General features: G+C 72.8%; 10 protein-coding genes. 8 read left to right on the forward strand and 2 right to left on the reverse strand.

From position 1 onward, the window contains the following. The first annotated feature begins 26 nt into the window (after window positions 1-26). The 7 genes from LTT61_RS15230 to LTT61_RS15260 all read left to right on the forward strand — a co-directional run bounded on the left by LTT61_RS15230 (window position 27) and on the right by LTT61_RS15260 (window position 9,615). The gene (locus tag LTT61_RS15230; protein WP_233020615.1) at window positions 27-1,634 is read left to right on the forward strand and encodes a carboxyl transferase domain-containing protein; all 1,608 of its coding nucleotides are present in this window, start codon (window positions 27-29) and stop codon (window positions 1,632-1,634) included. A gap of 5 nt (window positions 1,635-1,639) precedes the next feature. After that, window positions 1,640-3,889, forward strand: coding sequence for an acetyl/propionyl/methylcrotonyl-CoA carboxylase subunit alpha (locus LTT61_RS15235; RefSeq protein WP_233020616.1), 2,250 nt, complete (start codon window positions 1,640-1,642; stop codon window positions 3,887-3,889). Further along, the gene (locus tag LTT61_RS15240; protein WP_233020617.1) at window positions 3,886-5,064 is read left to right on the forward strand and encodes an acyl-CoA dehydrogenase family protein; all 1,179 of its coding nucleotides are present in this window, start codon (window positions 3,886-3,888) and stop codon (window positions 5,062-5,064) included. The genes LTT61_RS15235 and LTT61_RS15240 overlap by 4 nt, the downstream gene beginning before the upstream one ends. Next, window positions 5,061-5,546, forward strand: a complete 486-nt coding sequence (locus LTT61_RS15245) for a MaoC family dehydratase (RefSeq protein ID WP_233020618.1) — start codon at window positions 5,061-5,063, stop codon at window positions 5,544-5,546. The genes LTT61_RS15240 and LTT61_RS15245 overlap by 4 nt, the downstream gene beginning before the upstream one ends. Further along, window positions 5,543-6,358: an HpcH/HpaI aldolase/citrate lyase family protein gene (locus tag LTT61_RS15250; protein ID WP_233020619.1), complete on the forward strand. Its 816-nt coding sequence runs from the start codon at window positions 5,543-5,545 to the stop codon at window positions 6,356-6,358. The genes LTT61_RS15245 and LTT61_RS15250 overlap by 4 nt, the downstream gene beginning before the upstream one ends. A 10-nt stretch (window positions 6,359-6,368) precedes the next feature. Continuing rightward, complete coding sequence (locus LTT61_RS15255) at window positions 6,369-8,315, forward strand: acetoacetate--CoA ligase (protein WP_233020620.1); 1,947 nt, start codon at window positions 6,369-6,371, stop codon at window positions 8,313-8,315. 67 nt (window positions 8,316-8,382) lie between these two features. Continuing rightward, a complete protein-coding gene (locus LTT61_RS15260) occupies window positions 8,383-9,615 on the forward strand; it encodes a TetR/AcrR family transcriptional regulator (RefSeq protein ID WP_233020621.1) in 1,233 nt (410 codons plus the stop codon). A 1-nt stretch (window position 9,616) separates the two neighbouring features. Here LTT61_RS15260 and LTT61_RS15265 read toward each other — a convergent pair whose 3' ends face one another. Continuing rightward, window positions 9,617-10,009 (reverse strand): YybH family protein, encoded by a 393-nt coding sequence (locus LTT61_RS15265; protein WP_233020622.1) that lies wholly within the window; start codon window positions 10,007-10,009, stop codon window positions 9,617-9,619. Window positions 10,010-10,133: 124 nt separating this feature from the next. Between LTT61_RS15265 and LTT61_RS15270 the strand changes: the two genes are divergently transcribed. Beyond that, window positions 10,134-11,006, forward strand: a complete 873-nt coding sequence (locus LTT61_RS15270) for an aldo/keto reductase (RefSeq protein WP_233020623.1) — start codon at window positions 10,134-10,136, stop codon at window positions 11,004-11,006. Between the two features lie 91 nt (window positions 11,007-11,097). Here the strand turns inward: LTT61_RS15270 and LTT61_RS15275 are convergent, their stop codons facing one another. Continuing rightward, window positions 11,098-11,295: a hypothetical protein gene (locus LTT61_RS15275; protein ID WP_233020624.1), complete on the reverse strand. Its 198-nt coding sequence runs from the start codon at window positions 11,293-11,295 to the stop codon at window positions 11,098-11,100. Window positions 11,296-11,411: the final 116 nt, after the last annotated feature.

The raw sequence follows: 11,411 nt of genomic DNA on the forward strand, positions 1-11,411 counted from the left end.
TTAACCGACACGAAACGGGATGCAGCATGACCGGCACATCGGAGCTCGGGCTCGACAACCGGGCGGCGCACGGCGCGCTCGTCGGCGAGCTGCGCGAGCGGCTGGCCGCGGCGGCAAGGGGCGGCCCGGAGAAGGCGCGCCGGCGCCACCTCGACCGGGGCAAGCTGCTCCCCCGCGACCGGGTGGACCGGCTGCTCGACCCGGGCAGCCCGTTCCTGGAGATCGCGGCGCTCGCCGCCGACGGCATGTACGGCGGCGACTGCCCGGCCGCCGGGGTGATCGCGGGGATCGGCCGGGTGTCGGGGCGGGAGTGCGTGATCGTCGCCAACGACGCGACGGTCAAGGGCGGCACCTACTACCCGATGACGGTGAAGAAGCACCTGCGGGCACAGGAGATCGCGCTGCAGAACCAGCTGCCCTGCGTCTACCTGGTCGACTCCGGCGGCGCGCACCTGCCGCACCAGGACGAGGTCTTCCCGGACCGCGAGCACTTCGGCCGGATCTTCTACAACCAGGCCACGATGAGCGCGGCGGGCATCCCGCAGATCGCCGCGGTGCTCGGCTCCTGCACCGCGGGCGGCGCGTACGTGCCCGCCATGAGCGACGAGGCGGTGATCGTCCGCAACCAGGGCACGATCTTCCTGGGCGGGCCGCCGCTGGTGAAGGCGGCCACCGGCGAGGTTGTCACGGCCGAGGAGCTGGGCGGCGGCGAGCTGCACAGCAGGGTCTCCGGCGTCACCGACCACCTGGCCGAGGACGACGAGGACGCGCTGCGCATCGTGCGCCGGATCGTCGGCACGCTCGGCCCGGCGGCCGAAGCACCGTGGCAGATCACGCGATCGGTGGCCCCGGCGGCGCCGGAGGACGAGCTCTACGACGTGGTTCCGGTGGAGCTGCGCACCCCCTACGACGTGCGCGAGGTGATCCACCGCCTGGTCGACGCCGAGCCGGAGGCGCCGGAGCGAAGCAGTTTCGGCGAGTTCAAGGCCGAGTACGGCAAGACCCTGGTCACCGGCTTCGCACGGCTGCACGGCCACCCGGTGGGAATCGTGGCGAACAACGGCGTGCTCTTCGGCGAGTCCGCCATGAAGGGCGCGCACTTCATCGAGCTCTGCGACAAGCGCAAGATCCCGCTGCTCTTCCTGCAGAACATCACCGGCTTCATGGTCGGCCGCGACTACGAGGCGGGCGGCATCGCCAAGCACGGCGCCAAGATGGTCACCGCGGTCGCCTGCGCGCGGGTCCCCAAGCTGACCGTGGTGATCGGCGGCTCCTACGGCGCGGGCAACTACTCCATGTGCGGGCGGGCGTACTCGCCGCGCTTCCTCTGGATGTGGCCGAACGCGCGGATCTCGGTGATGGGCGGCGAGCAGGCCGCCTCGGTGCTGGCCACGGTGCGCGGCGACCAGCTCGACGGCTCGGGCCTGCCCTGGTCCGAGGCGGACCGGGAGGCGTTCAAGGCGCCCATCCGGGAGCAGTACGAAACCCAGGGCAACCCCTACTACTCGACGGCCCGGCTCTGGGACGACGGGGTGATCGACCCGGCCGACACCCGCACGGTGCTCGGCCTGGCGCTCGCGGCCTGCGCGCAGGCACCCCTCGCCCCGGTCTCCTACGGCGTCTTCCGGATGTGACGGCCATGACCTCCCTCTTCGACACCTCCGCCGGCCCGGCCTTCGACACGGTCCTGGTCGCCAACCGGGGCGAGATCGCGGTCCGGGTGATCCGCACGCTGCGCGCGCTCGGGCTGCGCTCGGTGGCGGTGTACAGCGACGCCGACGCGGACGCGGCGCACGTGCACGCGGCCGATGTCGCGGTCCGGCTCGGACCCGCACCCGCCCGGGAGAGCTACCTGGCCGTCGACCTGGTGGTCGCGGCGGCGGTGCGTACCGGCGCCGGTGCGGTGCATCCCGGGTACGGCTTCCTCTCCGAGAACGCGGCCTTCGCGGCGGCGCTGGACGCGGCGGGGATCGTGTTCCTCGGGCCGCCCGCGCGGGCCATCGAGGTGATGGGCGACAAGATCACCGCAAAGAAGACGGTGACGGGGTTCGGCGTCCCGGTGATTCCCGGTATCGCCGAGCCGGGGCTCACCGACGCGCAGCTGCTCGCGGCGGCGCCGGAGATCGGGTTCCCGGTGCTGGTCAAGCCGTCCGCCGGGGGCGGCGGGAAGGGGATGCGGCGGGTCGCGGACCCGGCCGAGCTGCCCGCGGCGCTGGTCAGCGCGCGGCGCGAGGCCGCGGCGGCGTTCGGCGACGACACGCTGTTCCTGGAGCGGTTCGTCACCAATCCCAGGCACATCGAGGTGCAGGTGCTCGCCGACGCGCACGGCGCCGTGCTGCACCTGGGCGAGCGGGAGTGCTCGCTGCAGCGCAGGCACCAGAAGGTGATCGAGGAGGCGCCGTCGCCGCTGCTCGACGCGGCGACCAGGGAGCGGATCGGCGCCGCCGCCTGCGCCACCGCGCGCAGCGTCGACTACCGGGGCGTCGGCACGGTGGAGTTCATCGTCTCGGCGGACCGGCCGGACGAGTTCTTCTTCATGGAGATGAACACCCGGCTGCAGGTGGAGCACCCGGTGACCGAGATGGTGACCGGGGTGGATCTGGTGGAGTGCCAGGTCCGGGTCGCCGCCGGGCAGCCGCTGGTGGTCGCGCAGGGCGATATCGCGCTCACCGGGCACGCCGTTGAGGCGCGGGTGTACGCCGAGGATCCGGGGCGGGACTTCCTGCCGACCGGCGGGACGGTGCTCGCCGTCGCCGAGCCCGCCGGGGTGCGGGTGGACTCCGGGCTGCGCGCCGGGACGGTGGTCGGGAGCGACTACGACCCGATGCTGGCGAAGGTGATCGCCTACGCCGACGATCGGGGTGCGGCGCTGGCCGGGCTGGATCGGGCGCTCGGCGCGACCGTGGTACTCGGCCTGGGGACCAATGTGGAGTTCCTGCGGTTCCTGCTCGCCGATCCGGATGTGGTCGCCGGGAACCTGGACACCGGGCTGCTCGACCGGCGGGTCGGGGATTTCGCGCCCGCGCAGGTCAGCGACGACGAGGTGGTGGCCGCCGCGGTCGCGGATTGGCTGGCCATGCAGCCGGGGCCGGGGGCCGGGCCGTGGGCGCAGCCGTCCGGGTGGCGGTTGGGCGCTCCCGCGCCGGTCGTGACGCGGCTCGCCGCCGACGGGGTCACCCGCGAGGTGCGGATCACCGGGACGCCCGATGCGGCCCGCGTGCGCGTGGACGACGGCCCCGAGCTGACGCTCACCGCGTCGGCGCTCCCGGTAACCGGCGCGGCCGGACACCGCGCGGCGGTCACGGTAACGGGCGCGGCTCTCCACCGCGCGGCGCTCCCGGTAACGGGCGCGGCCGGCCACCGCAGGACGCCCCCGGTAACCGGCGCGGCCGGACACCGCGCGGCGCGCGCCGGCGGCACGGCACCGGGCGGTGGCGCGGAGTACGCCGGCGGGCCGCGGTGGACCGGCGACGCGGCAGCTGTCGCCGGTGTACCGGGGGTCACCACCCTCACCCTGACCCTCGACGGCGTCCGCCACGAGTACCTGGTCGCCGCCGCCGGCGGCCGGTACTGGCTGGCAGGCCCCGCGGGCACCCGGACCCTCCGCCGCGCCGAGAGCACCGCCCTGCGCGGGGCGGGCGCGCACGAGGGCGACGCCGAGATCCGCAGCCCCATGCCGGGTTCGGTGATCGCGATCGGCGCCGAGGCCGGTACCACCGTGGCCGCGGGCGACCCGGTGGTCGTGGTGGAGGCCATGAAGATGGAGCACACGCTCACGGCGCCGGTCGCAGGCACCGTCGAGCTCCTGGTGACGCCGGGCACCCAGGTCCGGCTGGACCAGGTGCTCGCCCGCATCACCGCGTCGACGATCGAAGGACTACCCGCATGACCGACTTCCTCGCCACCGGCTCGCTACCGGAGGACTACCGCGACCTGGCCATGACCGTGCGCGAATTCGCCCGCGCCGTCGTCGCCCCGGTCTCCGCCGAGCACGACGCCGCGCGCAGCTTCCCGTACGAGGTGGTGGCGGGGATGGCCGAGATGGGGCTGTTCGGGCTGCCCTTCCCGGAGGAGTACGGCGGCATGGGCGGCGACTACTTCGCGCTCTGCCTGGCCCTGGAGGAGCTGGCCAAGGTCGACCAGAGCGTCGCCGTCACGCTGGAGGCCGGGGTCTCGCTCGGCGCCATGCCGATCTACCGGTTCGGCACCGAGGAGCAGAAGCAGCAGTGGCTGCCGCAGCTCACGAGCGGCCGCGCGCTCGCCGCCTTCGGGCTCACCGAGCCCGGCGCGGGCAGCGACGCGGGCGGGACGAAGACCACCGCCACCGTCGACTCCGGCGAGTGGGTGATCAACGGAAGCAAGCAGTTCATCACCAACTCCGGCACCGATATCACCCGGCTGGTCACCGTCACCGCCGTTACCGGCACAACACCAGCCACCGGGAGCACCGGCGGCAAGAAGGAGATCTCGACCATCCTGGTCCCGGCCGACACCCCCGGCTTCGTCGCCGGGCCCGCCTACGACAAGGTCGGCTGGAACGCATCGGACACGCACCCGCTGAGCTTCACCGACGTCCGCGTTCCCGAGGAGAACCTGCTCGGCGAACGCGGCCGCGGCTACGCCAACTTCCTGCGCATCCTGGACGAGGGGCGGATCGCCATCGCCGCGCTCGCCGTCGGCGCGGCCCAGGGCTGTGTGGACGAGAGCGTCCGGTACGCGGGCGAGCGGGATGCCTTCGGCAAGCCGATCGGGCGCAACCAGGCCATCGCCTTCAAGATCGCCAGGATGGAGGCGCGGGCGCACACCGCGCGCACCGCTTACTACGACGCCGCCGCGCTCATGCTCTCGGGCAAGCCGTTCAAGAAGCAGGCGTCGATCGCGAAGATGGTGGCGGGCGAGGCCGCCATGGACAATGCCAGGGACGCCACGCAGATCTTCGGCGGCTACGGTTTCATGAACGAATACACCGTCGCTCGGCACTACCGGGACAGCAAGATCCTGGAGGTCGGCGAGGGGACGACGGAGGTTCAGTTGCTGTTGATCGCCAGGGAGCTGGGGCTGTGAGCGCGCCGCGGCGGATCACCCAGCGCGGGCTCTGGTTCGAGGAGTTCGAGATCGGCGTGATCTACGAGCACCGGCCGGGGCGCACCGTCACCGAGGCGGACAACGTGCTGTTCACCACGCTCACCATGAACACCCAGGCGCTGCACCTCGACGCCGCCTTCGCCGACGCGCAGCCGCCGTTCAACCAGCGGCTGGTGAACTCGATGTTCACCCTCTCCACGCTGATCGGGCTCTCCATCGCGCAGCTGACCCAGGGCACCCTGGTCGGCAATCTCGGTTTCTCCGAGATCGCCTTCCCGAAGCCGGTCTTCCACGGCGACACGCTCTACGCCGAGACCGTGGTCACCGAGAAGCGGCTCTCGAAGAGCAGGCCGGGCGAGGGCATCGTGACCCTCGCGCACACCGGCTACAACCAGCACGGCGACGTGGTCGTCACGGCCGTGCGGAAGACCCTCGTTCGCACCAAGGAGACAGCGGCATGACCGACGTGACCGGCCCGGGGTGGCTCTTCTGCCCGGCCGACCGCCCGGACCGCTACGCCAAGGCGGCCGCCGCCGCCGACGTGGTGATCATCGACCTGGAGGACGCGGTCGCCGCCGCCGACAAGGAGTCGGCGCGGGAAGCCCTGCTGAGCACCCGGCTCGACCCGGCGACCACCGTGATCCGGATCAACGGCGCCGACACCGAGCACTACGCGGCCGATCTCGGTGCGGTGCACCGCACCGACTACCGCTCCGTCATGCTGCCGAAGGCCGAGTCGCCGGAGCAGCTGCGCGCACTCGACGGCTTCGACGTGATCGCGCTGATCGAATCACCGCGCGGCGCGCTGGCCGCCGAGCGGATCATGGTCGAGCCGAACGCCGTCGGGATCATGTGGGGCGCCGAGGATCTGGTTGCCGCGCTGGGCGGGCAGTCCACCCGGCGCCCGGACGGGAGCTACCGCGACCTGCCGAGGCACCTGCGCTCCAGCACGCTGCTCGCGGGCAAGGCGGCGGGCAAGTTCGCGCTCGACGGGGTCTACCTGAACATCCCCGACCTGGACGGGCTGCGCGAGGAGGCGCTGGACGCGGTCGCCGTCGGCTTCGACGCCAAGGTCGCCATCCACCCGAGCCAGATCCCGGTGATCCGCGGCGCCTACGCGCCGTCGCCGGAGGATCTGGACTGGGCGCGCCGGGTCCTGGCCGAGGTGCCGAACCATCGCGGCGTCTTCCAGTTCGAGGGCCGGATGGTGGACGGGCCGGTGCTCCGGCACGCCGAGCAGATCGTGCGCCGTGGCGGCGCCGCGAGCGACTGAGGAGACAGCAGTGGAACCACAGTGGGTGCCCACCGAGCGCGATATCGCCGCCGCGCGGATCACCGATTTCGCCCGGTTCGCCGGGGCGCGGGCCGGGCGCGAGTTCGACGGCTACCCGGCGCTCTGGCAGTGGTCGGTGGACGACCTGCCCGGCTTCTGGCACACGCTGTGGGATTACTTCCGGCTCGGCGAGATCGGCGGCGAGGTGCTGGCGAGCCGGGAGATGCCCGGCGCGCGGTGGTTTCCCGGCACCAGGATCAACTACGTCGACCAGGTGGTCCGCGCGCTGAACCCGGAGCGCCCGGCGATCGTGCAGATCACCGAGGAGCACGCGCCGCGCGAGGTCTCCTGGGCCGAGCTGATCGACGACACCGCCGCCTTCGCGCGCACCCTGCGCGGGCTCGGCGTCGGCCCCGGCGACCGGGTGGCCGGGTACCTGCCGAACATTCCCGAGGCCATCGTGGCCTTCCTCGCCACCGCGAGCATCGGCGCGGTGTGGAGCGCGTGCGGCCAGGACTACTCGCCCAAGGCCGCGCTGGACCGGCTCGGGCAGCTGGAGCCGGTGGTGCTGGTGGCCGCCGACGGCTACGCCTACGGCGGGAAGACCCACGACAAGCGCGCGGATCTGGCCGCGGTGCGGGCCGGGCTGCCGACGCTGCGCGGCACCGTCGTCGTGCCCCGGCTTGGGCTGCCGGTCGATGACGTCACCGCGTGGGCCGACGCCGTCGCGATCACGGAGGCACAGCCGCCGGTGATCACCACCGAGCCGGTCGGCTTCGACCACCCGCTCTGGATCGTCTTCTCCTCCGGCACGACCGGGCTGCCGAAGGGCATCGTGCACGGCCACGGCGGGGTGCTGCTCGAGCACCTGAAAGCCGTCGCGCTGCACGCCGACATCGGCCCCGACGACACCTTCTTCTGGTACACCAGCCCGAGCTGGATGATGTGGAACTTCCAGGTGGCCGGGTTGCTCACCGGCGCCACCGTGGTCACCTACGACGGCAGCCCGACGCACCCGGACCCGGGCGCGCTCTGGCGGATCGCCGCCGAGACCGGGAGCACCGTGCTCGGCACCAGCCCCGGCTACGTGCTCGCCTGCATCAAGGACGGGCTGGTGCCGCGCACCGCGTTCGACCTCTCCGCGCTGCGCACGGTCGGCATCACCGGCTCCTCGCTGCCGCCCGCCTCCTCGGAGTGGATCGGCGCGAACGCCGGTGAACACGTGCAGGTCTCGTCGATCAGCGGCGGCACCGACGTGGTGAGCGCCTTCGCGGGCGGCACCCGCACGGTGCCGGTGTGGCCGGGCGAGCTCTCCGCGCCGTACCTCGGGGTCGCGCTCGACGCCTTCGACCCGGACGGCAAATCGGTGCGCGACGAGGTCGGCGAACTGGTGGTGACCGCGCCGATGCCGTCCATGCCGGTGCGGTTCTGGAACGACCCGGACGGCCACCGCTACCACGACGCCTACTTCGACACCTTCCCCGGCGTCTGGCGGCACGGCGACTGGATCACCCGCACCGGGCACGGCAGCGTGGTGGTGCACGGCCGCTCGGACTCCACGCTGAACCGGCACGGCATCCGGATGGGCAGCGCCGACATCTACCAGTCGGTGGAGCGGCTGCCGGAGATCACCGAGGCGCTGGTGATCGGCGTCGAGCAACCGGACGGCGGCTACTGGATGCCGCTCTTCGTCACCCTGGCCCCCGGCGCCGATCTCACCGACGAGCTGCGCGCCCGGATCGCGAGCACCATCCGCACCGAGGTCTCGCCGCGGCACGTGCCGGACGAGGTGATCCTCGCGCCCGGCATCCCGCACACCCGCACCGGCAAGAAGCTCGAGGTGCCGATCAAGAAGCTTTTCCAGGGGGCCGAGGCGGGACGGGTGGTCGAGCGCAGCGCGGTCGACGACCCGGAGCTGCTCGACTGGTACGCCGGGCAGCGGCCGTCCGCGAAGTGAGCCGCGAGCGGCGGATCCGGTCGGCACATCGGCGGGCAACCGGGGGCCGTACCGATACCATGTCGGCATGAGTGTCGACAATCGCCGCAGCACGCGCAAGGCGGTCACCGGCGACCCGGCACCTCGGGAGATCCGGCGGCGGCCGAAGAACCGGCGCGCCCAGATCGCGGCGACCTCGGCGGCCGCCTTCGGCTCGCTCGGCTACCACGGCGTCAGCATGGAGGACATCGCCACCGCGCTCGGCATCAGCTCCGCCGCGCTGTACCGGCACTACCCCAGCAAATACGCGCTCTTCCAGGAGGAGCTGCTGCGGGTCGGCGGCGCCATGACCGCGGCGGTGCGGCTGCCCGACGACCTCGCCGACGCGCCCCCGCGCACCCGGCTGGAGCACGTGCTCGAGGCGCTGATCAGCACCACCATCGAGAACCGCCCCACCGTCACCCTGGTGCGCTGGGAGGGCCGCTACCTGGAGCCGGACGATCTGGCGCTGTTGAACGCGCAGCAGCTGACGGTGCTGCGCGCGCTCGGCACCCAGGTGGCCGCGCTGCGCCCCGAGCTCTCCGAGACCGATGTCCGGGTGCTCTGCATCGCCATCCTGAGCGCCGTCACCAGCATCGCCGACCACCACGCCGCGCTGCCGGTGAAGACCATCCAGCGGCTGCTGAGCAGCGCGGCCATCGCGCTCGCCGCGGTCGAGCTTCCGCCCGCGGTCGCCACCGAGCTGCCCGCACCGGCCGAGATCCCGGCCTCGTTCAAGCACGAGCTGCTGCTGCGCAAGGCGGTCGAGCTCTTCCACGCCCGCGGCTACCCGAACGTCAGCGTCGAGGAGATCGCGACCGCGGCCGGGCTCTCCGCCGCTTCCGCGGTCTACCGCTTCTACCGGGGCAAGAGCGACCTGCTCGCCGCCGCCTTCCGGCGCGCGGCGGACCGGGTCTCCGGCGCCGTCGGCCCCGCGGTCGCGGCGAGCACCGACAGCGCGGACGCCTTGGATACGCTGATCAGGCAGTACGTGGCCGGCTCCTTCGCCGAGCGCGCGCTGACCTTCGTCTACTACACCGAGTTCCAGCACGTGCCTGCCGATGAGCGCACGGTGCTGCGCAATATCCAGCGGCTCAGCGTCGAGGAGTGGGCCCGGCTGGTGCGCGACGTGCGCCCCGAGCTCAGCTCCGCCGAGACCCGCTTCCTGGTACACGCCGCCTTCGCCCAGGTGGTGGATCTCGGCCGGGCCTTCGACACCGACCCGGCCGGCTCGCCGGAGCGGGTCTGCCTGCTCATGCGGGCCATTCTCTTCGGGGGCTGACTCAGCCCTCCAGCGGGTACGAGTGGTGCTCGTGCGCGATCAGCCAGCGGCCGCCCTCGTGCCGTAGCCCGAGCGTGATGCGCAGGCGGCGGTCCGGGTGCGCGCGCAGCTCGTCCGGGGTGGCGCAGTACAGCAGGGCGTGCGCGAAGGCGACCTCGGCGCCTGCGGTGACCTGGAGCTCGACGATCTCGAAGCGGGCGCCGCTCGCGATGAACTCGAAGAACGGCGGCCAGGACGCGCGGTACTCGGCGGTGCCGCGGACGCCGTTCTGCGGCGGCGGGACGTCGAACATGACGATGTCGTCGGTGTGGTTCGCCAGGGTGGCCGCGAGATCGCGGGCCTGGATGCCCGCCACCCAGTTCTCGATCACGGTGCGGATTTCGTTCTCGGACATGGTTCTCCCTTCCTCCCCGGTTCCGACGTGGCGGGCCGCCCGGATTCATCGGCGCGGGACCGGGAACATCCGGGCCGCTCCCCCGGTTGCGACCCGAGGGGTACCGACGACGAGAGGATCTGTGATGAGCACCGATGTGGAGTCCCGACCGGCCGATGCGTCCGGCACCTTCGCGCTCGGCGGCGACCTGCCGGTCAACCGGCTCGGGTACGGCGCCATGCAGCTGACCGGCGAGGGCGTCTGGGGTGACCCGCGCGACCCGGCGGAGGCGGTGCGGGTGCTGCGCCGCGCCGTCGAGCTCGGCGTGAACTTCATCGACACCGCCGACTCGTACGGCCCGTTCGTCAGCGAGCGGCTGATCCGCGAGGCGCTGCACCCGTACGCCGACGACCTGGTGATCGCCACCAAGGGCGGGCTCACCCGCTCCGGGCCCGGCGACTGGCGGCCGGTCGGCCGCCCCGAGTACCTGCGCCAGCAGACCGAGCTGAGCCTGCGCCACCTCGGCGTCGACCGGATCGACCTCTACCAGCTGCACCGGATCGACCCGAAGGTGCCGCTCGCCGACCAGCTCGGCGAGCTGGCGCTGCTCCGCGAGGAGGGCAAGATCCGGCACATCGGCGTATCCCAGGTGAACGTCGCGCAGCTGCGCGAGGCGCGCGAGATCGCGCCGATCGTCTCCGTGCAGAACCTGTACAACCTGGCGAACCGGGCCGACGAGGAGGTGCTGGAGTACGCCGAGGCGGAGAACATCGCCTTCATCCCGTGGTTCCCGATCGCCACCGGCGAGCTGGCCAGGCCGGGCGGGCCGCTGGACGCGATCTCCGCCGAGCACGGGGCGACGCCCGCCCAGCTGGCGCTGGCCTGGCTGCTGCGGCGCTCGCCGGTGGTGCTGCCGATTCCGGGCACCTCGACGGTGGCGCACGTGGAGGAGAACATCGCGGCGGCGGGGATCACGCTCTCCGACAGCGAGTTCGAGACGCTCAGCAACGCCGCGTAGGGGCGGCGACGCCGTGCCCGCGCTCGGCGCCGGCAGCCGGCGCGGGCCGTAACCCGGCGCCGCCCCTCATGCGGCGCCGGGTTCGTGCCGCTCAGGCTCGGGCGGTGTCCCGGTAGGCGCCGTAGGTGAAGGCCGCGGCGGCCAGGAACTGCCTGCACCCGGCGCCGTGCCCGGCGTGCACCGCCAGCACGAAACGGGCCCGCGCGGCGTCGAGCGGCGGCGGCTCGGCGGCGCAGTCGCGGCTCTGCATCAACCACAGTTCGCGGGTATCCGGCGCGAGTACGTCCATGGTCCACCTCCGGTGTTGCTCGATGTGTGCACCCGGCGCCGTGGTGGCGCGGGAGGAGCCGGGGGCGGCTGGATCGGACCGCGCGCGGGCTCCGGTCGAAAAGGGCGTCCACCGAA

The sequence above is a fragment of the Nocardia asteroides genome (genome assembly GCF_021183625.1).
Lineage (GTDB): Bacteria > Actinomycetota > Actinomycetes > Mycobacteriales > Mycobacteriaceae > Nocardia > Nocardia asteroides_A.

Excerpts from the sequence above, each read along its gene's own strand:
- LTT61_RS15230 (WP_233020615.1), top strand. The coding sequence starts at position 27 with ATGACCGGCACATCGGAGCTCGGGCTCGACAACCGGGCGGCGCACGGC.
- LTT61_RS15235 (WP_233020616.1), top strand. The coding sequence starts at position 1,640 with ATGACCTCCCTCTTCGACACCTCCGCCGGCCCGGCCTTCGACACGGTC.
- LTT61_RS15240 (WP_233020617.1), top strand. The coding sequence starts at position 3,886 with ATGACCGACTTCCTCGCCACCGGCTCGCTACCGGAGGACTACCGCGAC.
- LTT61_RS15250 (WP_233020619.1), top strand. The coding sequence starts at position 5,543 with ATGACCGACGTGACCGGCCCGGGGTGGCTCTTCTGCCCGGCCGACCGC.
- LTT61_RS15260 (WP_233020621.1), top strand. The coding sequence starts at position 8,383 with ATGAGTGTCGACAATCGCCGCAGCACGCGCAAGGCGGTCACCGGCGAC.
- LTT61_RS15265 (WP_233020622.1), bottom strand. The coding sequence starts at position 10,009 with ATGTCCGAGAACGAAATCCGCACCGTGATCGAGAACTGGGTGGCGGGC.
- LTT61_RS15270 (WP_233020623.1), top strand. The coding sequence starts at position 10,134 with ATGAGCACCGATGTGGAGTCCCGACCGGCCGATGCGTCCGGCACCTTC.
- LTT61_RS15275 (WP_233020624.1), bottom strand. The coding sequence starts at position 11,295 with ATGGACGTACTCGCGCCGGATACCCGCGAACTGTGGTTGATGCAGAGC.